20 protein-coding genes are annotated in these 25,714 nt (G+C 65.1%); 11 read left to right on the top strand and 9 right to left on the bottom strand.

From position 1 onward, the window contains the following. Positions 1-39: 39 nt before the first annotated feature. Positions 40-1,989, top strand: a complete 1,950-nt coding sequence (locus IHE49_RS01265) for a S9 family peptidase (protein ID WP_192154187.1) — start codon at positions 40-42, stop codon at positions 1,987-1,989. Positions 1,990-2,269: 280 nt separating this feature from the next. Beyond that, positions 2,270-5,257, top strand: a complete 2,988-nt coding sequence (locus IHE49_RS01260; protein ID WP_225578094.1) for a TonB-dependent receptor — start codon at positions 2,270-2,272, stop codon at positions 5,255-5,257. A gap of 153 nt (positions 5,258-5,410) precedes the next feature. Here IHE49_RS01260 and IHE49_RS01255 read toward each other — a convergent pair whose 3' ends face one another. The 4 genes from IHE49_RS01255 to IHE49_RS01240 all read right to left on the bottom strand — a co-directional run bounded on the left by IHE49_RS01255 (position 5,411) and on the right by IHE49_RS01240 (position 7,858). Beyond that, entirely contained in the window at positions 5,411-5,914 is a 504-nt protein-coding gene (locus IHE49_RS01255; RefSeq protein ID WP_192154185.1) for a TPM domain-containing protein, read from the bottom strand. Between the two features lies 1 nt (position 5,915). Then, positions 5,916-6,800, bottom strand: a complete 885-nt coding sequence (locus IHE49_RS01250) for a TPM domain-containing protein (protein WP_192155359.1) — start codon at positions 6,798-6,800, stop codon at positions 5,916-5,918. Positions 6,801-6,807: 7 nt separating this feature from the next. After that, positions 6,808-7,428: a LemA family protein gene (locus IHE49_RS01245; protein WP_192154184.1), complete on the bottom strand. Its 621-nt coding sequence runs from the start codon at positions 7,426-7,428 to the stop codon at positions 6,808-6,810. Between the two features lie 61 nt (positions 7,429-7,489). Then, the gene (locus tag IHE49_RS01240; protein ID WP_192154182.1) at positions 7,490-7,858 is read right to left on the bottom strand and encodes a diacylglycerol kinase; all 369 of its coding nucleotides are present in this window, start codon (positions 7,856-7,858) and stop codon (positions 7,490-7,492) included. 208 nt (positions 7,859-8,066) lie between these two features. On the opposite strand from IHE49_RS01240, the gene IHE49_RS01235 reads away from it, so the two are divergent. From IHE49_RS01235 to IHE49_RS01210, 6 genes are all read left to right on the top strand, one after another. Next, positions 8,067-9,617: an oligopeptide:H+ symporter gene (locus tag IHE49_RS01235; RefSeq protein ID WP_192154180.1), complete on the top strand. Its 1,551-nt coding sequence runs from the start codon at positions 8,067-8,069 to the stop codon at positions 9,615-9,617. A 54-nt stretch (positions 9,618-9,671) separates the two neighbouring features. Next, complete coding sequence (locus tag IHE49_RS01230; RefSeq protein WP_192154178.1) at positions 9,672-10,946, top strand: ATP-binding protein; 1,275 nt, start codon at positions 9,672-9,674, stop codon at positions 10,944-10,946. 51 nt (positions 10,947-10,997) lie between these two features. Then, the gene (locus IHE49_RS01225) at positions 10,998-11,588 is read left to right on the top strand and encodes a response regulator transcription factor (protein ID WP_192154176.1); all 591 of its coding nucleotides are present in this window, start codon (positions 10,998-11,000) and stop codon (positions 11,586-11,588) included. A 109-nt stretch (positions 11,589-11,697) separates the two neighbouring features. Beyond that, positions 11,698-13,944 (top strand): TonB-dependent receptor, encoded by a 2,247-nt coding sequence (locus tag IHE49_RS01220; protein ID WP_192154175.1) that lies wholly within the window; start codon positions 11,698-11,700, stop codon positions 13,942-13,944. A 40-nt stretch (positions 13,945-13,984) separates the two neighbouring features. Next, positions 13,985-15,154: a sialidase family protein gene (locus tag IHE49_RS01215; RefSeq protein WP_192154173.1), complete on the top strand. Its 1,170-nt coding sequence runs from the start codon at positions 13,985-13,987 to the stop codon at positions 15,152-15,154. Further along, positions 15,154-15,618 carry a hypothetical protein gene (locus IHE49_RS01210; protein WP_192154171.1) on the top strand — a complete coding sequence of 155 codons (465 nt, stop codon included), beginning with the start codon at positions 15,154-15,156 and terminating at the stop codon, positions 15,616-15,618. The genes IHE49_RS01215 and IHE49_RS01210 overlap by 1 nt, the downstream gene beginning before the upstream one ends. Positions 15,619-16,228: 610 nt before the next feature. Here the strand turns inward: IHE49_RS01210 and IHE49_RS01205 are convergent. From IHE49_RS01205 to IHE49_RS01195, 3 genes are all read right to left on the bottom strand, one after another. Beyond that, entirely contained in the window at positions 16,229-17,242 is a 1,014-nt protein-coding gene (locus IHE49_RS01205; RefSeq protein WP_192155357.1) for an isoaspartyl peptidase/L-asparaginase, read from the bottom strand. A gap of 100 nt (positions 17,243-17,342) precedes the next feature. Continuing rightward, positions 17,343-18,896 carry a M56 family metallopeptidase gene (locus IHE49_RS01200; protein WP_192154169.1) on the bottom strand — a complete coding sequence of 518 codons (1,554 nt, stop codon included), beginning with the start codon at positions 18,894-18,896 and terminating at the stop codon, positions 17,343-17,345. Beyond that, the gene (locus IHE49_RS01195) at positions 18,889-19,254 is read right to left on the bottom strand and encodes a BlaI/MecI/CopY family transcriptional regulator (RefSeq protein ID WP_192154167.1); all 366 of its coding nucleotides are present in this window, start codon (positions 19,252-19,254) and stop codon (positions 18,889-18,891) included. Before IHE49_RS01195 ends, IHE49_RS01200 begins: the two co-directional genes overlap by 8 nt. A 179-nt stretch (positions 19,255-19,433) precedes the next feature. Here IHE49_RS01195 and IHE49_RS18625 point away from each other — a divergent pair, with 179 nt between their 5' ends. Beyond that, the gene (locus tag IHE49_RS18625) at positions 19,434-20,792 is read left to right on the top strand and encodes a 3-oxoacid CoA-transferase (protein ID WP_192154165.1); all 1,359 of its coding nucleotides are present in this window, start codon (positions 19,434-19,436) and stop codon (positions 20,790-20,792) included. A 42-nt stretch (positions 20,793-20,834) separates the two neighbouring features. Here the strand turns inward: IHE49_RS18625 and IHE49_RS01185 are convergent, their stop codons facing one another. Both IHE49_RS01185 and IHE49_RS01180 read right to left on the bottom strand, forming a co-directional pair. Continuing rightward, positions 20,835-21,563, bottom strand: coding sequence for a response regulator transcription factor (locus IHE49_RS01185; protein ID WP_192154164.1), 729 nt, complete (start codon positions 21,561-21,563; stop codon positions 20,835-20,837). 75 nt (positions 21,564-21,638) lie between these two features. Continuing rightward, positions 21,639-22,256: an arylesterase gene (locus IHE49_RS01180; protein WP_192154162.1), complete on the bottom strand. Its 618-nt coding sequence runs from the start codon at positions 22,254-22,256 to the stop codon at positions 21,639-21,641. On the opposite strand from IHE49_RS01180, the gene IHE49_RS01175 reads away from it, so the two are divergent. After that, on the top strand, positions 22,255-22,947 hold the full coding sequence (locus tag IHE49_RS01175; protein WP_192154160.1) for an ATP-binding cassette domain-containing protein: 693 nt from the start codon (positions 22,255-22,257) through the stop codon (positions 22,945-22,947). The genes IHE49_RS01180 and IHE49_RS01175 overlap by 2 nt on opposite strands. Further along, positions 22,944-25,424: an FtsX-like permease family protein gene (locus tag IHE49_RS01170; protein ID WP_192154158.1), complete on the top strand. Its 2,481-nt coding sequence runs from the start codon at positions 22,944-22,946 to the stop codon at positions 25,422-25,424. The genes IHE49_RS01175 and IHE49_RS01170 overlap by 4 nt, the downstream gene beginning before the upstream one ends. Positions 25,425-25,714: the final 290 nt, after the last annotated feature.

The following is a 25,714-nucleotide window of genomic DNA, read 5'->3' as shown; positions in this document are numbered from 1 at the left end:
CCGGGCCACACCAACAAGGGGAGAGCAAGGATGATGTCGATGCGCAAGCTGCATGCCGCGCTGGTCGCGGCGTGCCTGTGTTCGCCTGTCGCCGCGGCCGCGGCGGATTCGATTCCGGTGGAAACCTTCGCCCGTCACGCCAGCATGTCGATGCCGCGGCTGTCGCCCGACGGCAAGCACATCGCGTTGCGCGTGGACGACGGCGGCAACCACGCGCTGGTGGTCTATGCAGTAGACGACATGAGCCATCCGCTCAGCATGCTGCGCATGCCCGTCAATGAAGTGCCGGCAGGCGTGTACTGGGTCAGTCCGACCAGGCTTATCGTGGAAAAGGGCAAGCAGTTCGGCTCCATCGATGAGCCCCAGCTCACCGGCGAGATCCTTGCCACCGACGTGGATGGAAGGCATCAGGACTATCTGTTCGGCTACCAGTCCGGCTATGGCACCCGCGGCGACACCCGCCAGGGCGATGATGGCTGGGGTGAAGTGGATGGCTTGCCCGACAAGGCCAACAACCATTTCTACCTCGGCGCCCATCCGTGGAATGACAACAACCGGAACCGCAGCCAGATCTACGACATCGACGCGGTGAAAAACGTACGCCACCTGATCGGCGATATCGGCGTAGGCCAGATGAGCTTCATGGTAGGCCCGGATGGCAAGGTGGGCTTCGCCTACGGCACCGACAACAACTTCGACTACGTGGCCTACCAGTTCATGGCTGGTCGTTGGGTACAGCTGCAGGCTGGCAAATACTTCGCCCCGTTTGCCACCGCGCCCGATGGCCAGCACGTCTACGCCATGTACAGCGCCAATGGCGGCCCCATCCAATTGATCGAACAAAGCCTCGATGGCAACGATCGCAAAGCGCTGGCCAAGGATGATTTCGGCAACGTCCACAACGTGCAATGGACCGCCCCACCGCTGCAGCCGTTCGCGGTAATCACCGCCACCGGCACGCCGCGCCCGATCTACGTCGACCCCAACCTCCCGTCAGCCAAGCTGTACATGGCGATCAGCCAGAAATTCCCCGGCGAGTTCGTCGATTTCATCAACTTCAGCGAGGACGGTCGCGAATTGCTGTTCAGCGTGAGCAGCGACCGCGACCCGGGCACCTGGTACCTGATCGATACCGAGCACTACAAGGTGGTCAAGCTGTTCGAAGGGGCACCGTGGATCGACCCGGCGAAAATGGCCGAGCGCGTACCGATGCACTTCAAGGCCAGCGACGGCACGGAACTGGAAGCCATCCTCACCGTGCCCAACGGCGTGCCGATGAACAATCTGCCGATGGTCCTGCTGCCCCACGGCGGCCCGCATGGCGTCAGCGACGACTGGTTCTTCGACAACGACGCGCAGTTCCTCGCCAGCCGCGGCTACCTTGTGCTGCAGGTGAACTACCGCGGCTCCGGCGGCCGCGGAGAGAATTTCACGCAGGCCGGCTACCTCAAGTGGGGCACCCGCATCCAGGAGGACCTGATCGACGGCGTGCGGTGGGTCGAGCAGCAGCAATACGCCGACCCGAACCGGGTCTGTGTGTACGGCGGCAGCTTCGGCGGCTACTCGGCGCTGATGTCGGTGATTCGCGCCCCGAAACTGTTCAAGTGCGCGATCGGCTACGCCGGCGTCTACGACCTGGCGATGATGTACAAGAAGGGCAGCATCGGTTCGGACACACTCGGCAAGAATTACCTGACCGCCGTGATCGGCAAGGACGATGCCGCACTCGCGGCCAATTCGCCCGACAAGCTGGCCGACCAGATCGACGTACCCGTGCTGCTGATCCACGGCGAGGCCGACGAGCGCGTACCGATCGCCCAGGCCAAGGCCATGCGCGCGGCGCTGGATGCCGCCCATAAGCCTTATGAATGGATGAGCAAATCCGGCGAAGGGCACGGCTTCTACAGCGAGGCCGACAACGTCGATCGCCTGGACCGCATGCAGGATTTCCTTGCCAAGTACATCGGCAGCGGCGCCACGCCACCCTGACCCCTTCCAAAAATCCGAAATCTCAAGGCGGGCCCGAAAGGGTCCGCTTTTTTTTGCGAAATAACGCGTTATGAAATTGTTGACTGACGGATTTTCTTACTATAACTTCACAATTTCTTGCGTCTCGCCTGACGGCTGAAAGGACCTCCCAAGCCAGCCACCCAGCAAGTTGCAAGAAAGCCTGGACGACCTCTTTTTATCACGCAGGTCTTTGATTTTTTAAGAAATTAAACGCTTAACCAACTTTTAGAAGCTGCTCAACCATTTGGGGAGATTGATGATGGTCAACAATCACACTCGGCGCCGGATCACCTATCGTCGAACAGCCCTCGCCCTGGCGCTGGGCATGGGTTTCAGCGGCTTGGCCTTCGGCCAATCCACCACGGGCAGCATCTTCGGCCAGGCGCCTGCGGGCGATACCGTGGTAGCAACGAGCGCAACTGGCGTGCAACGTTCCGTCACAGTGGACGCAGACGGCCGCTACACCATCAACGGCTTGCCGGTTGGCTCCTATTCGGTATCGCTGCAGAAGGACGGGCACGAGGTCAGTTCACGCTCGAACGTCACGATCCAGGTGAGTGCGGGCACCGATGTGTCTTTCTCTGCCGCCAAGAATCTGGAAAGCGTGACCGTCACGGCCAATGCCCTGCCGGCCATTGACGTCACTAGCGTCGATTCGCGCACGGTGATCACCGCGCAACAACTCAAGACCCTCCCGCTGGCACGTTCGGCGGAAGCCATCGCCCTGCTGGCACCGGGCGCAACCCAGGGCAGCAGTTGGTTCACTGGCCCGACCGGCAATGCACTGGTGTCTTTCGGCGGTGCATCAGTGACCGAGAATGCCTACTACATCAATGGCATGAACGTCACCGACCCGCTCAACGGCCTCGGTGGCATCGATCTTCCTTATGGTTCGATCGAGCAGCAGGAAACGCTGACGGGCGGCTACGGTGCGGCCTATGGTCGTTCCGATGGCGGCGTGATCAACCAGGTCGGCAAGCGCGGAACCAACGAATGGCACTTCGGCGGTCAAGCCCTATGGGCCCCCACCAGCCTGCGCTCCGACCCCAAAAACATCTACAACCCGGCCAACGGCAAGATCTATCAGTACCGCAACGACAACAAGGGTTGGAACACCACCTATGACGCCTACATCGGCGGCCCGCTGATCAAGGACAAGCTGTTCCTGTTCACGTCGGTGGAAGCCTCCAAGTCAAAGGACACGCTCGTCTCCACGGCATCGTCCAATACCGCCTATAAGCGGGACTTCCACGATCCCAAGTGGTACACCAAGCTGGACTGGAACATCAATGACAGCAACATCGTCGAGTTGACGGCGGCGTCGACCAAGCACCAGTACAACGGTGACGTCTACGCCTACGACACCAGCACCAGGACATTGGGTGACTTCGAAGGCACGGACACAAGCACCAAAACGTCGGCCCAGATGTGGATCGCGAAGTACACCGGCTACATCACCGACAACCTGACGGTCACCGCCCAGTACGGCAAACAGAAAACCGAAATCTTCACTTCGGCTGGCGCCAGCATCGATCCCTCGATCATTCCGATTGCCGGCGCGGACAGCGAGAACCCTGCGTACACGGGCGGCACGCCCATCACCAATTCGCAGCTCTCGGGCACCATCGGCGATCCCGCGCATCAAACCAAGGGCGCGAACTACCGTATCGACCTGACCTATGTCCTCGGGGATCACACGATCACGGCCGGCATCGACAACCAGCGCACCCAGGATCTGCATGACGGTGAATACATTCCCGCCGGCTACAACTGGGAATATGGCAAGGTCGACCCGGGTTCGTTCATCAGCGAAACCCCGTCCGGCGAAATGCAGGTGGATACGCCGTCCAACTATCCGGGAGGGGCGCAGGGCTATTACGTAGATCAGTACAAGTATCAGACCGCTGCATCGGTTCGCGTGGAGCAGCGTGCCCAGTACATCGAGGACTCCTGGCAGGTCAGCGACCGCTGGTTGCTGAAACTGGGCCTGCGCAACGACCAGTTCACCAACTTCAACAGCAACGGTCAGCCCTACATCAGGCAAACCAAGCCGCAGTGGGCCCCCCGCCTCGGCTTCAGCTGGGATGTGAATGGCGATTCCAGCTTCCGTGTCTACGGCAATGCGGGGCGTTATTACCTCGCACTGCCGACCAGCGTGGCGCTGCGTGGCGCGTCAGGCTCGCTGTTTACTCGTACCTACTACACCTACACCGGCATCGACGCGAACGGTTACCCTACCGGCCTGACTCCGGTCAATACGGTCAACGGGCCGGGCCAACCGTACTCCGAGAACCTCGAGTACGGCCAATCGCCCGATCCGAAGACGGTCACCGCCAAGTCGCTTACGGCGCAGTATCAGGATGAGTACATCCTTGGCTTCGACAAGCAGCTCAACAGCGCATGGACCTACGGTGCCAAAGCGGTCTACCGCAGCCTGAAGAACGAGATCGACGATACCTGCCAGGTTGAATTGTTCACGGCGAAGGCCTTGGAAGCAGGACTCGATCCGTCGAATCTGCGCGGCTGCTATTTCTTCAACCCTGGACGTGCGGCCACTTTCACCATACCGGATGGCAAGGGCGGCTATGGCGAAATTCACCTGAGCAACGAAGAACTGGGCTTCCAGCACGCGAAGCGCAATTACTATGCATTGAACCTCTACCTGAACCATCCGTTCGACGGTACGTGGTGGGGGCGCCTCGACTACACGTTCTCGCGCAGCTACGGCAACTCCGAAGGCCAGGTGAAGTCGGATACCGGCCAGTCCGATATCTCGGCAACCCAAGACTGGGATTATCCGTCGCTGATGGAATACCAGAACGGCCTCCTGCACAACGATCACAAGCACCAGTTGAAGGTGTCCGGCGGTTACCAGATCACTCCGGAGTGGAATGTATCTGGCGTCATCTCGATGATCTCGGGTGCGCCGTACGACTGCTTGGGTGCTTATGGCCCTAACGGCACCTATCCGGCATACGCCGGCCCGTATTACCACTGGTGCAGCGGCAAGCCGGTGCCATCCGGCTCGGCAGGCCGACTGCCATGGCAGAAGACCGTTTCGCTCAACGTGGAATATCGCCCGGCATTCGCCGACAACAAACTGGCCTTCAACGCGGATGTGTTCAATCTGTTCAACTCGCAGAAGCCGACCTACATCTACGAATACCAGAATGCTGGTCAGTTCGGCCGTGTCCGTGGTTACACCACCCCGCGCTACGTGCGGCTTGGCGTCACCTACGATTTCTAAGCCCAGCACGGGTTCGCTGAATGCAACAACGGCGCCGGGAGTGATCCCGGCGCCGTTGTTCTTGTGCGCGTCTTCCTGGGGAGAGTCGATGCGGCCGCAACATGGCTGCACACACGCATCAGGCATTGAATCAGCCGTAGCCGTTGCAATAGATCAGAGCAGTACCGGCCTGTCCGGCAGTTCGTCTTGCCGCGACTTGCTATCGGCAGGGAAGTGCAGTTCAAGCAGCGCATGCACAGCTTCGATACCGCGCAGACTGCCTTCCCTCCACTGATTCCTGGCATAGGCTTCGCGCATGTGGTCGCAAACCGTGGTCCACTCTCCGGCTGAAACACGACTGGCAATGCCGCGATCGGCCACGATCTCGATACGGTGCTCGGCCAACAGCACATAGACCAGCACGCCGTTGTTGTGCTCGGTGTCCCACACTTGCAATTGCCTGAAGATCTGATGCGCGCGCGTGGGTGCGTCCAGCCCGGCAAGCACGGCCAATGGCGACAACCTGGACTCCACCGCAAGGCGAACTTCGCCCCGATGCCGGCGCTCGCCTTGCGCAACAGCAGCCGTGATTTCGTCAAGCAGGCTTGAGGGAAAGCGGCGATGCAACTGGAACCAGCCTTCGCCGAGGTTCATCAGTAGACGCTGCAATCGCCCCATGTCACCAGCTCCCCGAGGCGCCGCCGCCGTTGAAGCTGCCGCCACCGCCGCTGAACCCGCCGCCCCCACCGCCAAAGCCGCCGCCTCCACCGAAACCGCCGCCGCCCCAGCCGCCAAAACCACCCCAGCCGCCACCGCCGATAGAGCGACCGGCGCCCGCCGGCAGCAGCATCAACAAACCGCCTGCGATGCCGCCAAAAATGCCAACGCCAGCCGAAGCCAGCAGCCAGAACAGGCCCCCGATGACCAGGCCGCCCACGGGCACGCGCACGAACGCATGCGCACTCCCCAGGATGCCCCGCAGGAAGAGCCATGCGAAGAACCCCACGGTGAGCAGGGTCTGCAGGTCCAGGCCATGACGCTCGTGCGGCGCTCCCTGCACGGGTGGCGGCAGAGATTCGCCGTTGATGAGCAACGTCAGCGCACCCACGGCATCATTGATGCCGCCGTAGTAATCGCCACCGCGGAACTTCGGCGCGATGTACTCGCGGATGATCCGTGCGCACGCCGCATCGGGGATCGCACCCTCCAGACCCGCACCTACTTCGATGCGCACGGCATGGTCGTTCTTGGCGACCAGCAGCAGCACGCCATCGTCGATGCCCTCGCGTCCTACCTTGTTCGCCATCGACACATCCAGCGAATAGGCATCGATGTCCTGCGGCTGGGTGCTGTCCACCATCAGCACTACCAGTTGCGCACCCTTGGATTTCTCCAGAGCCACCAGTTGCGCGTCGAGCTGATCCACCTGCTGTGCGCTCAACGTACCGGTGAGATCGGTGACGTGCCGCGCGAGCTTCGGCATGGCGACGTCGGCGTGCGACAGGGCCGGCAATAGCAGGGCAACTGCCAGCAGCCACACGCACAGCGCCCTGGGGCTGCGCATTGTCATGTCAATGGGCCGAGGCCGCGTGTGCTGGGGTGGCGGTGCCGAAATCCACCGTGGGCGCAGTGGAGATCGCTTGCTCGTTCTGCACGCTGAAGTTCGGCTTCACGGTGTAGCCGAACATCTTGGCGGTGAGGTTGTTCGGGAAGGTGCGGATCATCGAGTTGTAGTCCTGCACCGCCTGCACATAGCGCTGGCGCGCCACGGTGATGCGGTTCTCGGTGCCTTCCAACTGCGCCTGCAGATTCTGGAACAGGCCGTCGGCCTTGAGGGTCGGGTAGTTCTCGCTCACCGCCATCAGGCGCGACAGCGCATTGCCGAGCTCGCCCTGCGCTGCCTGGAATTTCGCCAGCGCCTGCGGATCGTTCGCCAGTTCCGGCGTCACCTGGATGCTGCCCACCTTGGCGCGCGCGTCGGCTACCTCGGTGAACACCTTCTCCTCGTGCTGGGCATAGCCCTTCACCGTGGCGACCAGATTCGGCACTAGGTCGGCGCGGCGCTGGTACTGGTTGAGCACTTCGGACCAGGCGGCCTTGACGGCCTCGTCCTGGCGCTGCATGGCGTTGTAGCCGCATCCGCCAAGTCCGATGGCGAGCACCAACAGCACCAGATTGCGCAACAGCTTCATGGCGGAACTCCGTTCGGATGAGGGCGGCATTGCAGCATTCCGGACATGGCGGCGCAATCGGCTAACGCAAGCCCAGTACCAGCCCCCAGCTCAGCACCATCAGCACCACCAGGAGGAACACTGCAGCCGAACCCATGTCCTTGGCGCGGCCGGCCAGCTCGTGGAATTCGGGGCTGACCTTGTCCACCACGGCTTCGATGGCGGAGTTCAGCAACTCGGCCGACAGCACGAGAAAGGCCGGTGCCACCAGCGCAACTTTTTCCAACGCCCCTTGCCCCAGCCACAAGCCCAACGGAATCAGAACCACGGCCAACATGGCTTCCAGCCGGAACGAAGCCTCGTGCCGCCATCCGGCACGCAGGCCCAGCATCGACCAACGGAAGGCTTTCCATAGCTGGCGCGGGTCGCCGCGAAAACCGGGACTGGGCATGGGACGCGAATCTCCGACAAGTGTCGCCCCGCCTTGCGGGGCCAAAAGGCGATTTTGCCATAGGCCGGCGTCGCGCCCGTTGCATATTGCGCTGCAGCGGGGGCAATGCGGCGGATGGGGTAGGCTTCGACGGTTTGGCACCGTCAGGAGCCACGACATGCCGGCCCGCTTACGCGGCCGTTGTAATCCTCAAGCACGGAACAGTTGTATGGCAATCCAGAATCCACCCGTTTCGCAAACCCGGTCGTTCAGCACCGTCTTCCTGATCGAGATGTGGGAGCGCTTCGGCTTCTACGGCATGCAGGTGTTGATGGTCACCTACATGATGAAGAAGCTGGGCTTCGTCGATACCAAGGCGAACCTGGTGTGGGGCGCGGCGGCGGCGTTGATCTACGCCACCCCGGCCATCGGCGGCTGGGTGGGCGACAAGTTGCTGGGCACCCGCCGCACCATGCTGATGGGCGCGGTGATCCTCGCGCTGGGTTATGGCCTGTTGTGGATGCCTTCCGACAGCGCAGGGGCCACCTATTTCGCGCTCGGCGTGATCGTCGTCGGCAACGGCTTCTTCAAGCCCAACGCCGGCAATCTCGTGCGCAAGATCTACGAAGGCGACGAGACGCGCATCGACAGCGCATTCACCATTTACTACATGGCGGTGAACGTGGGCTCGATGATCTCCATGACGGCGACGCCATGGATCCGGGATTACATCGCGGGCAAGTTCGGCGACTCGATCGGCTGGCACACCGCGTTCGGCGCCTGCTCGGTGGGTCTGGTCGCCGGCCTCATCAATTACTCGTTCATGCGTCGCACGCTGTCGCACATCGGCTCGCCGACCGACGACCGCCCGATCGATTTCAAGCGCCTGGCCCTGGTGCTGCTGGCCGGGCTTGCCACGGTATTCATTTCCGCCTTCATCCTGCAGAGCGAAGCCGTGGCCCGGTGGTGCGTGTACGGAGCCGGCGTGGTCATCCTGGGCATCTTCGTGCACCTGATCCGCAGCAGCCAGTCCAGCGAACGTGCAGGTCTGATCGCCGCCCTGGTGCTGACCGTGCAGACCATTTTCTTCTTCATCTTCTACGCGCAGATGGCGACGTCGCTGAACCTGTTCGCGCAGAAGAACGTGGACCTCGACTTCAATCTGTTCGGCTGGCACATGCTCACCTGGATCCCCGAGCAGTATCAGAACCTCAACGCAATCTGGATCGTGGTACTCAGCCCGGTACTGGTGTTCATCTACAACTCGCTGGGCCGCATCGGCAAGGATCCGTCGGTGGCTGCCAAGTTCGCATGGGGCTTCGCTGCCGTGGCGCTGGGCTTCTTCATGTACGGGTTCGGCGCGAATTGGGCGGTGGACGGCAAGATTTCTTCCTGGATCATGGTATGGGGCTACGGCCTGTACTCGCTGGGTGAGCTGCTGGTGAGCGGCCTGGGCCTGGCGATGATCGCGCGCTACGTGCCCGAGCGCATGGGCGGCTTCATGATGGGCGCGTACTTCGTCGCCGTGGGCATCTCGCAATACCTGGGCAGCGTGGTGGCCAACATCGCGCACATCCCGGACAACATCACCTCGCCGCTGCAATCGCTGGCGATCTATACGCATCTGTTCAACATCCTCGGCGTTGTCGGCATCGGGTGCACGGCCGTCGCGCTGGCCATGCTGCCGCTGATGAAGAGGCTGTCGTCCAGCCATGCCGACATGGCGAAGCACAACGAGCCGCTGCCCGCCGTGCGCAGCGAGGAATTCGACACGCCCTGATCCTCATCGCCGATCCGCCGGATGCGGCGGATCGGCGGCGCCGGACGGCAGCCCATGCCGCATCGCTCCCTCAAGAACCGCATCGGCCCGTTCGCGCTGGCACGCACGCTGGCCTGGTTGCGCCTGTGCGCCATCGGCGGCCAAAGCATCGCCGTGCTGGTCTGCGCGCTGTGGTTGCAGTTGCCGATACCGCTGCTGCCGCTGCTGACCTGCATCGGCCTGCTCTCGGTGTTCTCGGTGCTGGCGGCATGGCGGCTGCGCCAGCCGTGGCCGATGCACGAACTGGAGACGATTGCCCACATCTGCGTGGATACGCTGGTGCTAGGCGCGCTGCTCTACTTCACCGGCGGCGGCAGCAACCCCTTCGCCACCCTGCTGGTGGTTCCCATCGCGCTTTCTGCCGCCGCCCTGTCGATCCGCACCACGCTCGCGGTGGCGGCGATCGCCGGCACCGCGTACCTGTTGCTGATGCGCTGGCATGTGCCGTTGCCGATGCTGGACGGCATGCACGACGACGGCTTCGGGCTGCACGTGGTCGGCATGGGCGTGAACTTCGTCGTCACCTCCCTGCTGCTCGGCTTCTTCATCAACCGGCTGGCGCGCGCACTGCGCATGCAGCAACAGGCCATGCAGCGGGCGCACGAGCGCGCCTTGCGCGACGAAGGCATCCTCGCCATCGCCACGCAGGCCGCGGGCGCGGCACACGAGCTCAACACGCCGCTTTCCACCATGCGCACGCTGCTGCCGGAGCTGCGCCGCGAACACGCCGCCGATATCGCGCTGACCGAGGATCTCGGCCTGCTCGAAGGCCAGGTGGACCGCTGCCGCGACATCCTGCGCGAGATGGTGGCCTTCGGTCAGGCCCAGCTCTCGCAGGAGCCGGAACAGCTGGACGTGACGCAATTCCTGCACGGCTGCACCGAACGCTTTCAACTGTTGCGCCCCGAGGCGGAACTGCAACTGCAACTGGATGAAGACATTGCGCACCTGCCGTTGCAAGTACCGGCCGGTCTTCGCCATGCCTTGCTGAACCTGCTTCACAATGCCGCCGAAGCCTCCGCCGAGCACGACTCGCGCGATGTACTGCTGCAGGTGGCGTGCGAAGGCGACTGGCTGCAGCTTGCGGTGATCGACCGCGGCCCCGGCTTTGCCAGCACCGAAGGCAATGCGCGGCTTGGCCACACGCAAAAGCAGGCGGGCCTCGGCATCGGCCTCACCCTCGCCGAAGCCACGGCGGAGCGCCTTCATGGGGAATTGCTGACGCGCAATACCAGCGACGGCGCGATGGCATGCCTGCGTCTGCCGCTGGCGACTGTCTTGCGGCATTGAGTCGCACCCCCAGCGTGTGCAACCGATGCTGCCTGCGACGAAAATACGCACATGAATGAGCCAACCTCGTCCGCCGCCGTGCGTCCGCTGCTGCTGGTGGACGACGACGCCACCTTCGTTCGCGTGCTGAGCCGCGCATTGACCTCGCGCGGCTTCGAGGTGATCGCGACCACCACCCCAGGCGACGCGCGAGCGCAGGCGCGCCATCGCCTGCCGCGCTATTGCGTGCTCGACTTGAAACTGGGCGACGAGAACGGCCTGCGGCTGATCCCGGAATTGCACGCGCTGGTACCGGACATGCGCATCCTGCTGCTCACCGGCTATGCCTCCATCGCCACGGCGGTGGAGGCGATCAAGCGCGGCGCGCACGACTACCTCGCCAAGCCGGTGGATGCCGATGCCGTGGTACGTGCCCTGCTCGACATCGATGGCCATGCGGATGGCGACGACGAAGCCCTGCCCGAAGCCCCCGAGGTGCCACTGGCACTGCGCCGGCTGGAGTGGGAACACATCCAGCGTGTGCTCACCGAGTGCGACGGCAACATCTCGGAAACCGCGCGCCAGCTCGGTATGCACCGCCGTACCCTGCAACGCAAGCTGGGCAAGCACCCGGTGCGCGAACGACCCAGCGACAACGACTGAGAGTCTGCTCAATATCTCCGCATGGCCAGCGACTGCGACAACACGCCGTCTGGCGCCGTCATGAAAGGCGTCTAAGCTCGCAAGCCTCGACCCTGGTCCAGAGTTTCGCTTGAACCCACGACTTTCCATCGCCCTGCTGCTGTGCGCCGCAAGCACAACGGTTTTTGCCGGCGATCCGCCGCAAACCACCACCCTGACGCCCGTGCAGGTGCACGCCAGCGACAGTGCAGTGATCGACACGCCCAGCGTGAAGGTGCACATCGGCCGCAAGCAGCTGCAGCAACAGAACATCGTCGGCAGCACCGACGTGGTGCGCTACGCGCCCAACCTGCAGGTGCGCGAACGCTACATCGGCGACCCCAACGCCACCCTCAGCGGCCGCGACAGCGGCACCCTGCAGAGTGCGCGCAGCCTGCTCTACGCCGACGGCCTGCTGCTCTCCGACCTGATGGACAATGGCTGGGACGGCGCGCCGCGCTGGGGCATGGTGCCGGCCGAGGAAATCGGCGCGGTGGACGTGTTGTACGGCCCCTATTCTGCGCTGTACCCCGGCAACTCGATGGGCGTCACGGTACTGATCCACACCCGCCTGCCCGACAAGCTGATCGCCAGCGTCGATTCGCAATATTTCAGCCAGGACTACGGCGACCACTACGGTGCGGGTGGCCATTACGACGGCCATCGCCTCGCCGGCGTGCTCGGCGACAGGCAGGGCCGCTGGCGCTGGCTGCTTTCGCTCAACCAGCTCGACAATCACGGCCAGCCGATGCAGTACGCCACCGCGCAGGCCGGCGGCAATGCGGCCGGTGCGGTGCCGGTGGACGGCGCCACGCTGGACCGCAACCCCAACGGCACGCCGCGGCTGGTCTATGGCGCCAACACCATCGAACACACCAGACAGACCCAGGCCAACCTGCAACTGGGCGTGGACATCACCGATCACGTCAATGCGCTGTTCACTCTCGGCTGGTGGCACAACGATGCCTTCGACGCCACCCGCAGCCTGATCCGCAACGCCGCCGGCCAGCCGGTCTACACCGGCAGCATCCTCGCCGACGGTCAGCTCTGGAGCCTGCCCGCCAGCGGCCTTGCGCCGAGTTCCTACGAGCAGACCCACGTGCTGTACGGCGCCGAGCTCGACGGCCGTTTCGACAACGACTGGTGCTGGGAAGCCGTGGCCAGCCACTACGATTACCAGCACGACCTGCAACACGATGCCGCGGCCGCATCGCCGACCAGCGCCTATGGCGGCCCCGGTTCGGTGGCCGACATGGGCGGCTCCGGCTGGAGCACCTTCGATTTGCGCAGCTCCGGCCCGCTAGGCGACGCGAACATGCTGTACGCCGGCGCGCACCTCGACCGCTACGTGCTCGACTCGCACGTGCAAGCCGCCAGCGACTGGCTGGGCCCGGCCGACGGCGCACCGATCAGCACCTACGCCGGCCGCACGCAGACGCGCGCGCTCTACCTGCAGGACGTGTGGAGCTTCGCCCAGGCCTGGTCGCTCACCGCCGGCCTGCGCTGGGAACAGTGGCGTGCGTACGATGGCCTGCTCGCCAACGCCAGCAGCGTGCTCGCCTACCCCACGCGCCAGCGCAGCGACTTCTCGCCCAAGTCTTCGCTGAACTGGGACGTCGCCGAGGACTGGCAACTTCGCCTGTCCTTCGGCAAGGCCGTGCGCTATCCCACCGTGGAAGAGCTGTTCCAGGGCTCGATCTCGAACGGCGCCATCGTCAACAACGACCCGAACCTGCAACCGGAACGCGACTGGTCCACCGATCTCAGCCTGATCCGCACATTGCCGCAGGGTCACTGGCGCGTGTCGCTGTATCAGGATCGCGTGGCCGACACGCTCTACACGCAGACCGACATCACCTTGCCCGTGCCGGTCACCAGCGTGCAGAACATAGACAGCGTGCGCACACGCGGCATCGAAGGCGAGCTGGTGCTCACGGACGTCTGGACACCCGGACTGGACATCAGCGCCAGCGCCGCGTGGAATCAGGCGACCACCCTGCGCGACCAGCAATACCCGGTAGCCGACGGCAAGGATTTCCCGCGTATCCCGCGCCTGCGCGCCACCGTGTTCGCCGACTACCGCTTCGCGCCCGGCTGGGACGCCTCGCTGGGCGTGCGCCGTTCCGGCCGCCAGTACAGCAACCTGAACAACAGCGACACCATCGACACCTATGGTGCCGTCAGCAGCTTCACCGTGGTCGATGCGAAGCTGCGCTGGCGCTTCGCGCCACAATGGACAGCGTCGCTGGGCGTGGACAATCTCACCAACGAGCACTACTGGGTCTACCATCCCTACGCCGGCCGCACGTGGTTTGGCGAACTGCGCTGGGAGCTATAGCCGTGCAGCGTTGCCGACAAACCCAACCACCCGATCCATCATGCGCAACCTGATCACCATCCTGCTCTGCCTGCTTTCCTTCACGGCCGTCGCCCACGACATGCCCGGCATGGCCATGGCCGGCGGCCCCGCACTCGGCGCCAGCGCCGCGTTCGACGCACATGGCCGCCTGTGGGTGGTGGATGCCGCGAACGGCCATGTGCGGCTGCGCCACTCCGACGATCTGGGCAGGACGCTGAGCCTGCCCGTGGACGTCAATGCCGTCGCCGAGCCTATCTATGACTCCGGCGAGAACCGGCCAAAGATCGCGTTCGGCCCCAAAGGCGAGTTGTACGTGAGCTGGTCGCAGCCGCGCGCGAAGCCGTGGACCGGCTTCGTGCGCTTTGCCCGTTCGCTGGACGATGGCGCGCATTTTTCCGCGCCGCTCACCGTGCACCACGACACGGCCGAAATCACCCATCGCTTCGATGCCCTGGCGGTGGACGGGCAAGGCCGTGTACTGCTCGCATGGATCGACAAGCGCGATCTTGAAGCAGCGAAGGCGCGAGGCGAGCCTTACCTTGGCGCCGCCGTGTACTACAGCTGGTCGAGCGACGAAGGTCGGACCTTCGTGCCCGAGCGCAAGGTGATGGACAACAGCTGCGAATGCTGCCGCATCGCGCTGGCACGAACGCCGGACGGCGGAATTGCCGCGCTCTTCCGTGGCGTATTCGGCGACAACATCCGCGACCATGCCTACGCCCTCCTGCCCACCAACGGTGGTCCCGTACATGCCGCACGCACCACCTTCAGCAACTGGCACATCGCCGCCTGCCCGGAACAAGGCCCCGGCCTCGCCGTCGGCGAAGACGGCACACGCCACGCCGTGTGGTACGAAGCCAGCCACGGCCCCGCAATCTGGTATGGCCAGCTCGATCCAGGCCACCCACCGCAGCACGTGCTGAAACTCGCCGGCCCCGGCGCCAGCCATGCCGACGTGGCCGTGCGCGGCAAGACCGTGTGGCTGGCATGGAACCAGGTAGCTGCGAATGGCTATGCGCTGATGTTGCGCGTGTCCACCGATGGCGGCCTGCACTTCGACGCCCCGCGTGCCATCGCCACGTCCGTCGCCGCGGCGGGTTCACCGCAACTGCTGGTGTGGCACGATCAAGCCTCCATCGCATGGAACACTGCAGACGGCTTCCGCCTGGTTTCCAGCGGGGCGCGCTGATGCGTCGCACCCTCTTCGTCGCCCTGCTCCTGCTGGCGCTGCCCGCCTTCGCACGCGCCGGCAAACTTGTGCCGCTTTCCGCCGCCGATGTTCCTGCGCTGCTCAAACCGCCCGCTCACGGCATGCGCATCCTCGCGATCTGGTCGCTGGACTGCGCCTATTGCGAGGCGAACATGCAGACGCTGGCTAAATGGCAGCGCACGCATCCGCATGACATCGAACTTGTCACCGTGGCTACCGACGATGTAGCGCAGGGCGCCGCTCTCGAAGCGCGCCTCAAGGCCGCGCACATGGAAGCCTATCCGGCCCTGGCCTATGTCGAGGGCTCGCCTGAGCGCCTGGATTTCCTGATCGATCCCGACTGGGGCGGCGAGACGCCACGCACCGAGATCATCCGTTCCGATGGCACCCGGCAAGGTATCAGCGGCGAGATCACCGCGGCGCAGTTGCAGGGACTTCCGTAATAGCTTGTTCAAAGCTTCCAGCTTTCCACCGCTCCCGGCTTGTCGGAGTGGAGAAGACTGTTTCCGCCGTCGCAAGGAACAGGGCGGCTCCGGTCGACCGTCAGGGGCCGGTTCCTTCCCTCTGCCGATCTAGCCACCGCAGGAGCCGTGGCGAACGGCGAAGTCGAACCCTGGGGCTGAGAGCAGGACGCCTGGAGTCAAGAGAGGCAAAGAGGAACGGCCTGGCTCAATCCGCCGGGACCAGAAGCCGGCCGCGTCTAGGGTCTAGAACCACTCCCTGCTACGCGATAGACAGTGCAGCCACGCCGCGCCGTATCCGGGATACTGAGGATCTCCCGTATCCATCATTCCGGCGAAGGCCGGAGGTGCCTCGCAACAGCGAAGCTCGTCATCCCGTGACTGTATGGCTTGAGCACGCGTGATCGCTACTGGACGACTCGCTACGCCACGCGCTCGTGCGGCCGCCCTGCGAGCATAGTGCGCAATGCGTGCCTATCTGGCCTACACCAGGAATGGCGGGCAAAGCCGCGGATGCTTCGCGCCGCCCTGCTCTGCTTGCGATTGCCATGACTCCGGCTTGGCACAAAAAAGCCGCGCACAAAGTGCGCTCCTACGGCTGTTCGTCGGGATCGCCCGTGCTGTCGGCCGGTGCTGGCGCCGGGGGCGCGGAAGTGCCGTCATCCTCGTCGCCATAGATCGCCACGTGCGGCACGCCGCTGGCATCGATCCAGCCACGGTACATGCCGTCGGTATTGAACGGGATGGCGATGTCGCCGTGTACGTCCAGCGCGATGGCGCCGCCGTTGCCGCCCAGCGCGGGGATATCCTGGTTGATGACCACCGCCGCGGCACGCTTGATCGGCACGCGCATTTCGCTCACCTGCATGCAGATCGCATGCGCCGCCACGGTGCGGATGTAGTACTCGCCCCAACCGGTGCCCGACACCGCGCAGTCGCTGTTCGCATAGGTGCCCGCGCCGATGATCGGCGAATCGCCGATGCGCCCCCAGCGTTTGTCGGTCATGCCGCCGGTGGACGTGCCGGCCGCCAGATGGCCCTGGGCATCCAGTGCCACCGCTCCCACGGTGCCGAAGTGTCTGGCCGTCTCCTCGTCCTCGTGCGACTTGCCGGCCGCATCTTCCTTGAGCGCCTTCTGCAACTGCTGCCAGCGTTCCTGGGTGCGAAAATACGAGGGATCGACCAGCGGCATGCCGATGCTCTGCGCGAACGCCTCGGCGCCGGTGCCGGAGAGCATCACGTACGGCGTCCTTTCCATCACCGCACGGGCCAGCAGGATCGGGTTCTTGATGCGCATGACGCCGGCCACCGCACCGGCGACCTGGCTGTCGCCGTCCATGATCGCGGCGTCCAGCTCGTTCCTGCCGTCGTGGGTGAACACCGCACCTTTGCCGGCGTTGAAGTCCGAGTCGTCCTCCAGCACCATGATCGCGGTGCTCACCGCGTCCACCGCGCTCTTGCCCGCCTTGAGTTGCGCGTATCCGTCCTGCAAGGCCTTGGTCAGCGCCGCACGTATCGCCTTCTCCTTTGCAGGAGTGAGATCACGCTTGATGACACCGGCACCGCCGTGGATCACCAGCACGGGCGGCACGGCGGCGTGACTCATCGCGCTGACGCCGAGAGCGGCAAGGACAGGCAACAGGTAACGCGGCTTCACGGAGCTCTTTCCCTGAGGACAACGGGGGAAGTATAGCGAGCCGTTTCCGTCACTTGGGTTCGAAGCGCACCTGCTTGCTCTCGAATATCGGCTTCATGCCGGCGAGATCAGCCAGTCGCTGCAGGGCCGTTCCTGCAGGCATGTCCTTGAACGACAACGTGACGGAGCCATTGCCCAATGCATCCGGATTCACGAGCGTCCACCCCGCCGCGGCCGCCACCGCCTCCGCCATCACGCGTACTGAAGCATTCTTGGCGTGCTCGGTGACCCTGGCCGGAGAAGCTTCAGCGGCCACGCGCGCCGGACAGCCAGCCAACGAAGTCACCTCGATGGTGTAGTCGTGAACGCCATCCGGCCCTTTGTCAGTCACATGTGCCAGTTCGCCAAGTTTGGCATCCATCCGGTGCTTAGCCACCAGCTTCCCAGCCACCATCACTGCCACGTCGATACGAAGCCGATTGCCGCCTTCAGGCGACGGCGTGGCATCGATTTGCCAGCCATGATCACGATTGGCCACCGTGCCGGTCTTGCCTGGCACCATGCACAGCTCCACCGACATGCCTTCGGGTTGGCTGGTATGCCCATCGTCCGCGTTTTGCTCCACCTTCATGTTCAACTGGTACACGGTGGTCGCTTTCGCGCTGTCTTCCGCGCCTTTCACCGGGGTACTGGCGGCATAGACGGAACCGGCCACGGCCATCGTCAGCCCGCAGATGGCAATAATGCCGGTGTGGCGACGCTGACGATTTGGTGCGGGCAGTTTCAGCATGGCGATACGCTCCGTAAGTGGGTGACGAGGGGACCAGGTGCAGCCCACCGGCAACGCGAACGCAGCCGACTGGGTTTTCAACATCGCATTCGCATAGCTGCGGCGCTGCGTGCCGTGCTCGCGCAGCACCGCGGCATCGCAGGCCAGCTCCTGGTCATGGCGCAGCGCGACAAGCGCCCACCATGCCAGCGGATGGCACCACAGCAGTGCAACGAACATCTGCGCAAGCAGACACCACCAGCCATCGCCACGGCGCGCGTGCATGGTCTCGTGGGCAAGGATCAGCGCCTGCTCGGTGGCGTCGTAGCGCTGGCGGAAATCCGCGGGCAGCACGATGCGGCTGCGCCACACACCAACCAAGGCCGGGCCGACGCCGGCGCTCGCAGCACGCACTACCGGCCGGGATGTCGACACTTCTGCCATCGGTGTGGCGCCGTGCAAGCGCTCGCGGTAACGGCGCTGCGCCACGACAGCGAACCCGAACACGACGGCGACGCCCGCCAACCACAGCGGCAAGGCGGTAGCGCGCCAGTCGAAACTACCCGTGACATCCGCATGCGGCGCCGCTGCGCCGACCGCCGAGGTGATCGTGTACACCAGCGGCGGCAGTTGCACCGGCGATGCGGTGACATGCGGCAACTGGCTGGTCAGCAAGGCCAGTGGCGGCAGCAGCCACAGCTGGAAGGCGCGCTCCGCGCCGAACCAGCGGCGACACGGCTTGCGCAACGCGGCGACGACCAGCACCGCTGCGGTGAACGCCAGCAGCGCCAACCAGCCGTGCGCGGCCCAGGTCATCGTCAACGACTCAATGCCCGGCAATGGAAGGTCACTCATCGTCGAGCTCCTTGAGCAGCTTGCGCAGTTCGGCGACATCCTTCTTGGTCAGCTTGCGCTGCTCGGAGAAGTGCGCCACCAGCGGCGCCACGCGGCCGTCGAACAGGCGGTCGAGCAGGCCCTTGCTCTCCTGCGAGACGTATTTCTCGCGGCTCAGCAGCGGCGTGTAGAGATAGCGGCGACCATCCTTCTCTGCCTTCACCGCCTTCTTCTTCAGCAGGCGGTTGAGCAGGGATTTCACCGTGCCCTCCTGCCAGCCCTGCGCCGGGCCGACCTCGGCGAGGATCTCCTCGGCGCTGCGCGGCGCCGCGCGCCACAACACTTCCATCACTGCCGCTTCGGCTTCGCTGACTGCCATGATGCCACCGTTTACGCGTGTAAGTGAATTGATGTTTACATGCGTAATTGATGGAGTCAAGACGTGCCCACCCTGCCTGCCAAGAGGAACGGCAAGCCGCGTGCGACCTTCGTACAGCACGGCCCGCAGCCGATCCGTCGTATCCTTGGCAGCTGGTTTCCCTGCACGAAGGCACGGCAATGGACAAGGTTCACGCAACGGCGGCCCAGGCGCTCGACGGCCTGCTGTTCGACAACATGACGATCGCGGCCGGTGGCTTCGGCCTGTGCGGTATCCCGGAGAACCTGATCGCCGCTCTGCTCGCGGCCGGCACCAAGGGCCTCACCATCGTCGGCAACAATGCCGGCGTGGACGACTTCGGCATGGGCCCGCTGCTCAAGACGCGGCAGGTGAAACGGGTGTACGCCTCCTATGTGGGCGAGAACAAGGAATTCGAGCGCCAGGTGCTGGCCGGCGAACTGGAGCTGCACCTGGTGCCGCAGGGCACCCTGGCCGAGAAGCTGCGCGCCGGCGGCGCGGGCATCCCCGGCTTCTACACGCGCACCGCGTTCGGCACCCAGCTGGCCGAAGGCAAGGAGACCAAGGTGTTCGACGGCAAGGAATACGTGCTGGAGGAAGCCATTCGCGCCGACGTCTCCATCGTCAAGGCGTGGAAGGGCGACCGCCTCGGCAACCTCGTGTTCCGCGAGACGGCGCGCAACTTCAACCCGATGATCGCCACCTGCGGCAAGGTCTGCGTGGCCGAGGTGGAGGAACTGGTGGATGTCGGCACGCTGGACCCGAACAACATCCACGTGCCGGGCATCTACGTCGACCGCATCGTCCAGGGACCGTCGTATGAGAAGCGCATCGAGTTCCGCACCATCGCCGGCGCCAACACCGGCAAGGAAAGCCCGATGCGCACCGCGCTGGCGCAGCGCGCCGCGAAGGAGCTGCGCGACGGCTTCTACGTGAACCTCGGCATCGGCATCCCTACGCTGGTGGCCAACTACATCCCCGAAGGCATGGACGTAGTGCTGCAGTCGGAGAACGGCCTGCTCGGCATCGGCCCCTTCCCCACCGAGGCGCAGATCGACCCCGACCTGATCAACGCGGGCAAGCAGACCGTCACCACCCTGGCCGGCTCCAGCTTCTTCTCCAGCGCCGAATCGTTCGCGATGATCCGCGGCGGCCACATCGACCTGGCCATCCTGGGCGGCATGGAAGTGTCGGTCACCGGCGACCTCGCCAACTGGATGGTGCCAGGCAAGATGGTGAAGGGCCCCGGCGGCGCGATGGACCTGGTCAGCGGCGTGCGCCGCGTGGTGGTGCTGATGGAGCACTGCGCGAAGGACGGCTCGCCCAAGATCAAGGACCAGTGCGACCTGCCCGTCACCGGCAAGGAATGCGTGGATCTCGTCATCACCGACCTCGCCGTGTTCGAGGTGGAAAAAGGCAAGGGCCTCACCCTGATCGAGCTGCAGGACGGCGTGACGCTGGACGAGGTGAAGGCGAAGACGGGCTGCGCGTTCGCGATCAGCCCGTCGTTGCAGAAGTAACCGTCAGTCAGGATGCGCCGCGGAACGATCCCGCGGCGCGCGTCATGCCGTGCGCACCGATGCCACTTCCGCGTCGAGATCCGCAAGTCGGTAGCCGGCGGAATGGATGGTGTGCAGCAACGGCCGCTCGAAGGGTTTGTCGATGACGCGGCGCAGGTTGTAGAGGTGGGAGCGCAGGGTGTCGGAGTCGGGCAGCATGTCGCCCCAGATTTCACGCTCGATGTCGCGCCGGCTCACCACGCGCGGCGATTCGCGCATCAGGATCGCCAGAAGCTTCAGCCCGATCGGTGACGCGGAGAGTTCCTCGCCGGCGCGCGTCAGCCGCAACGTGGCGGTATCCAGCGTCATGTCGCCCACGCGCAACACCTCGGAGGACACCTGCCGGCGATCACGGCGGATCAGCGCATGCAGCCGCGCATCCAGTTCGCGCACCTCGAAGGGCTTGACGAGGTAATCGTCGGCGCCGGACTCCAGCCCGGCAAGTTTGTCTTCCAGCGTGCCGCGCGCGGTCAGCATCAGCACGGGCGTGGCTTTCTTCGCCTCGCGGCGCAGCTTGCGGCAGACTTCGAGGCCGTCCATGCCAGGCAGGTTGAGGTCGAGCACGATGGCGTCGTAACTGCTGGCCACCGCCAGATGCAGGCCACTGGGGCCATCGGCCGCGTAGTCCACGGAGTAGCCGCTGTGCTCAAGGGCAGCCCCCACGGACTCGGCAATCTGGCGGCTGTCTTCCACCAGCAGGATCAGGCCGGTTTGCTCAGTGTGTCCATTCATGTCGCTTCCTCCTCTTGGCTTCACAAATGTGAAGAGCTAAGCGGGCATCTGGTGATGATTGCGTGAAAACTTCGATCAACCGTTCAGCAATGGCTGCAGCACCGCCCAAACGTTGGCCAGCACCCTCGGCTCGCCGGCGGCGGTGGGATGGAGGCCGTCGTCCTGCATGAGCGCCGGTTGCAAAGCCACGCCATCGAGCAGGAACGGCAACAGCCCCACGTGCTTCTGCTTCGCCAGATCGGCATAGATCGCACGCAGGTCATCGCGGTATTGCGGGCCGTAGTTCACCGGCAGCTCGATGCCCAGCAGCAGCACCCGGGCATGCGTTGCCTGCGCGGCACTGACCATGGCGACGAGGTTATCGCGCAATTGCGCCAGCGGCAGACCCTGCAAGCCATCGTTCGCGCCAAGTTCGATCACCACCACGGCGGGGCGATACGTTGCAAGCAGTGCCGGCAGGCGATTGCGCCCGGACAGCGAGGTCTCGCCACTGATGCTGGCATTGACCAGAGCCCATGGCGGCACCATCTTGCCCAGACGGACTTCCAGCAGATGCACCCAGCCCTGCTCCGTCGCAATGTTGTGCGCGGCGGAGAGCGAATCGCCCAGCACCAGCACGCTACGTGCAGGGGCGGCTTGCACGGCGGCGGCACCAACAAACAGCAACAGCAGCAGACACAGGAAACGACGCATGAGCAATACGCCCCGGTTGGTTCTCGACGTGCGCGATGTTAGCAAGTCGGTGCACGGCCCCGAGGGGCGGCTGGACATACTCGACGGCGTCGGCCTGCAGGTGGCGGAAGGCGAAAGCTTCGCCATCGTGGGCGCCTCGGGCTCGGGCAAGACCACCCTGCTCGGTCTGCTCGCCGGACTGGACACGCCAAGCACGGGCAGCATCCGCCTGGCAGACCACGCACTGGAAAGCATGGACGAGGAAGCCCGCGCCGACCTGCGCCGTCGCCTGGTGGGTTTCGTGTTCCAGTCCTTCCACTTGCTGCCTGCGCTCAGCGCGGAGGAAAACGTGATGTTGCCGCTGGAACTGGAAGGCGACACCCAGGCACGTGCCAAGGCACGCGCGGCACTGGAGGCCGTCGGCCTCGCCGCCCGGCGCCGCCACTATCCGGCGCAACTCTCGGGCGGCGAGCAGCAGCGTGTGGCGATTGCCCGCGCCTTCGTCCACGGCCCGCGCCTGCTGTTCGCCGACGAACCCACCGGCAACCTCGACCAGCGCACCGGGCATCACGTCACCGACCTGCTCTTTGCGCTCAATCGCGACCACCGCACCACGCTCGTGCTGGTCACCCACGACGTGCAACTCGCCGCGCGCTGCGGGCGGCGCATCGAGCTGCAGGAAGGTCGCGTGGTCGCGGAAGCAAGAGCATGAACCTGCTGCGCCTCGCCTTGCGCAACCTGCGTCGCGAATGGCGGCTGCCCGAACTGCGCACCCTGGCCGGCTCCCTGCTGCTGGCGGTGCTGGCGATGGGCGTGGTGGCCACCCTGGCCGCACGGGTGGAACGCGGCATCCTCGCCAGCGCGGCGGAGCTGATCGGCGGCGACATCGGCATCTCGGCGCCACAGACCGTGCCGCCGGCCTTCGTCGCCGAAGCGCGCCGCGACGGTCTCGCCATCGCCCACGCCGCCGGCTTCCCCAGCGTGGCTTTCGCCCATGGCCACAGCCAGTTGCTCGACGTGGAAGCCACCGACGACGCCTATCCGCTGCGCGGCAAGCTGGTGCTGGCTGCTGCTGGACACGAGCGCAATGGCCACGGCCCTGCAGTGGGCACGGTATATCTCGACCATCGCGCCCTGGTGGCGCTGTCGCTGCAACCGGGCGATACATTGCAGCTCGGCGGCAAGGAGCTGCGCATCGCGGCGGAACTGGTACAGCAGCCCGATGGAGGCGCGCTGGTAGCCCTGGCGCCGCGCGCGCTGATGAGCCTGGCCGACGCAGAACAGTCCGGACTGCTCGGCATCGGCAGCCGCGCACACCATCGCCTGCTGCTGGCCGGCGCACCGCATGCCGTGCAGCGCTGGCGCACATGGGCAGAACGGCAAACCCTGCCGCAGGGCGCGGAACTGGTTACACCGGAACAGACCCAGGAACGCATGCGGACGGCATTCGACCGCGCAGGTGCCTTCCTGCACCTTACCTCCCTGCTCGCCGCGCTGCTTGCCGGCGTGGCGATTGCGCTCTCCTCGCAGCGCTACGCGCGGCGCAAGACTCCCGAAGTGGCCCTGCTGCGCGCGCTGGGCACACCACACAGGCGCGTGCTCGGCCTGCTGCTGCTCACGCTCGCCGCGCTGGCCTTGCCCACGGCGCTGATCGGCGCCTTGCTCACCCTGGGTGCAGCACAACTGGCATGGCACTTCGCCAGCGTGCTGTTCGGTGGAATTCCCACCGAGCTGCCGCTGTTGCCCGTGCTGGGTGCCGGCATGATGGGCCTCGCCGTGCTGGCCGGCTTCGCATTGCCGCCGCTGCTGCGGCTGGCCGAGGTGGCACCGGTCGCCGTGTTCCGCCAAAGCCTCGCGCGCCGCGTGCGACGCTTCGACGCCTTGTACCTGCTGCCCGCGCTGGTGGCGCTGGCCTTGATCTGGAGCCAGAGCGGCTCGCTGAAGCTCGCCGCCATCCTTGCTGCCAGCCTTGCCGGCGTGGCGTTGGTGGCGGCATTGCTGGCGAGCCTGCTGCTGTGGCTGGCGCGGCACGTGGCACCGGGCGCGCATCCCGCCCTGCGGCTTGGCCTTGCCGCGCTGGCACGTCGTCGCGGGCTCAGCGTGGTGCAGGCTACCGCGCTCGCACTCGGCCTCACCGCCCTGCTGCTGTTGTCGGTGGTGGCACCTGCCCTGCTCGACGGCTGGCGTCGCGAACTGCCCGTCGACACGCCGAACTGGTTCGCGTTGAACCTGCAGGACGAGCAGCGCAACAACTTCACCCACGCACTCGCGCGCATCGGTGCCGACCAGCTCAACATGATGCCGCTGGCGGTGGGCAAGCTCACCGCGATCAACGGCAGGCCGGTGGACGACCTGCATTTTTCCGACCCGCGTGCGAAGGAATCGGCCGACCGCCAGTTGCGCCTGTCGTGGGCCGATGCGCTGCCGCCCGCCAACCTCGTGGTCTCCGGACAGTGGTTCGGAGCGCGGCCGGCGCAAGCCGAAGTCTCGGCGGACCGCATGTGGCGCGACATGTTTGCGCTGAAACTTGGCGACACGATGAGCTTCGACGTGGGCGAAGGCCATATCGATGCAAAAGTCACCAGCTTCCGCCAGGTGGACTGGAGTTCGTTCCGCGTCAACTTCTTCCTGCTGCTCGACCCTGCACACGCGGAGGCGTTGCCGCATACATGGCTGGCCAGCTTCCACTTGCCGCAAGGTCACGCGCAGGCCATGGCGCAACTGTCGCGCGACTACTCCAACCTCAGCCTGGTGGACGTGGATGACCTGCTGGCGCGCATCCGCCAGATCGTCGACCGGGTGGGCGATGCGGTGCGTTGGATCCTGGCTTTCAGCCTGCTGGCCGGTGCGCTGGTGCTGGCCGCTTCGTTGGCTGCCAGCGCCGCCGAACGGCGCCACGAAGCCGCGCTGCTGCGCACGCTGGGCGCGCGTCGTGCGCAGTTGCGCGTGGCAGCTGCCTGCGAATTCGCCCTGCTCGGCCTGATCGCTGGGCTCACCGCCGTTCTGGGCAGCGCGGGCGCGGGCCTGTGGCTGGGCCATGCGGTGTTCCACATCGACAACTTCGTGCCGCCGCTCGCGCCATTGATGCTGGGCGCGCTGGGCTGCGCCTTCGTGGTGATGCTGCTGGGGTTGGCGGGCACGCGCAAGGTGGTGCGCACCTCGCCGATGCGTCTGTTGCGGGAAGGATAAGCGCCTGTCCAATGTCTCCGCATGGTCCGCTGTTTGCGCGCAGGCCGAGGAAGAACGAAGGAGTGGACGCCGGTCCACGCCTGAGTGATGACGCAGGAGTGCGCGCAAACAGACCCGACCGGGAGGGTTGCCTTGCATTGGCCGCCATGCGGCAGCGCGCGGCTGGACCCGCCAGGCAGGCGCTGCGCCACGCGCCACCACCTGACTGCCAATGCGAGGCAACGCGGATCATGCGGAGACATTGAACAGGCTCTGGACAACCGTCACCATCGGCGCGTTCGCACCACGAC

The organism is Rhodanobacter sp. 7MK24 (assembly GCF_014842995.1).
Lineage (GTDB): Bacteria > Pseudomonadota > Gammaproteobacteria > Xanthomonadales > Rhodanobacteraceae > Rhodanobacter_A.
The sequence above is the reverse complement of the archived record's forward strand: the minus strand, read 5'-3'. Positions and strand labels throughout refer to the sequence as shown.

What these genes read in the sequence shown, in the direction of transcription:
- IHE49_RS01215 (WP_192154173.1), top strand. Translation starts at nt 13,985, where the DNA reads ATGCGCAACCTGATCACCATCCTGCTCTGCCTGCTTTCCTTCACGGCC.
- IHE49_RS18625 (WP_192154165.1), top strand. Translation starts at nt 19,434, where the DNA reads ATGGACAAGGTTCACGCAACGGCGGCCCAGGCGCTCGACGGCCTGCTG.
- IHE49_RS01170 (WP_192154158.1), top strand. Translation starts at nt 22,944, where the DNA reads ATGAACCTGCTGCGCCTCGCCTTGCGCAACCTGCGTCGCGAATGGCGG.
- IHE49_RS01210 (WP_192154171.1), top strand. Translation starts at nt 15,154, where the DNA reads ATGCGTCGCACCCTCTTCGTCGCCCTGCTCCTGCTGGCGCTGCCCGCC.
- IHE49_RS01180 (WP_192154162.1), bottom strand. Translation starts at nt 22,256, where the DNA reads ATGCGTCGTTTCCTGTGTCTGCTGCTGTTGCTGTTTGTTGGTGCCGCC.
- IHE49_RS01200 (WP_192154169.1), bottom strand. Translation starts at nt 18,896, where the DNA reads ATGAGTGACCTTCCATTGCCGGGCATTGAGTCGTTGACGATGACCTGG.
- IHE49_RS01175 (WP_192154160.1), top strand. Translation starts at nt 22,255, where the DNA reads ATGAGCAATACGCCCCGGTTGGTTCTCGACGTGCGCGATGTTAGCAAG.
- IHE49_RS01195 (WP_192154167.1), bottom strand. Translation starts at nt 19,254, where the DNA reads ATGGCAGTCAGCGAAGCCGAAGCGGCAGTGATGGAAGTGTTGTGGCGC.
- IHE49_RS01225 (WP_192154176.1), top strand. Translation starts at nt 10,998, where the DNA reads ATGAATGAGCCAACCTCGTCCGCCGCCGTGCGTCCGCTGCTGCTGGTG.
- IHE49_RS01230 (WP_192154178.1), top strand. Translation starts at nt 9,672, where the DNA reads ATGCCGCATCGCTCCCTCAAGAACCGCATCGGCCCGTTCGCGCTGGCA.
- IHE49_RS01260 (WP_225578094.1), top strand. Translation starts at nt 2,270, where the DNA reads ATGGTCAACAATCACACTCGGCGCCGGATCACCTATCGTCGAACAGCC.
- IHE49_RS01240 (WP_192154182.1), bottom strand. Translation starts at nt 7,858, where the DNA reads ATGCCCAGTCCCGGTTTTCGCGGCGACCCGCGCCAGCTATGGAAAGCC.
- IHE49_RS01245 (WP_192154184.1), bottom strand. Translation starts at nt 7,428, where the DNA reads ATGAAGCTGTTGCGCAATCTGGTGCTGTTGGTGCTCGCCATCGGACTT.
- IHE49_RS01250 (WP_192155359.1), bottom strand. Translation starts at nt 6,800, where the DNA reads ATGCGCAGCCCCAGGGCGCTGTGCGTGTGGCTGCTGGCAGTTGCCCTG.
- IHE49_RS01255 (WP_192154185.1), bottom strand. Translation starts at nt 5,914, where the DNA reads ATGGGGCGATTGCAGCGTCTACTGATGAACCTCGGCGAAGGCTGGTTC.
- IHE49_RS01185 (WP_192154164.1), bottom strand. Translation starts at nt 21,563, where the DNA reads ATGAATGGACACACTGAGCAAACCGGCCTGATCCTGCTGGTGGAAGAC.
- IHE49_RS01235 (WP_192154180.1), top strand. Translation starts at nt 8,067, where the DNA reads ATGGCAATCCAGAATCCACCCGTTTCGCAAACCCGGTCGTTCAGCACC.
- IHE49_RS01265 (WP_192154187.1), top strand. Translation starts at nt 40, where the DNA reads ATGCGCAAGCTGCATGCCGCGCTGGTCGCGGCGTGCCTGTGTTCGCCT.
- IHE49_RS01205 (WP_192155357.1), bottom strand. Translation starts at nt 17,242, where the DNA reads ATGAGTCACGCCGCCGTGCCGCCCGTGCTGGTGATCCACGGCGGTGCC.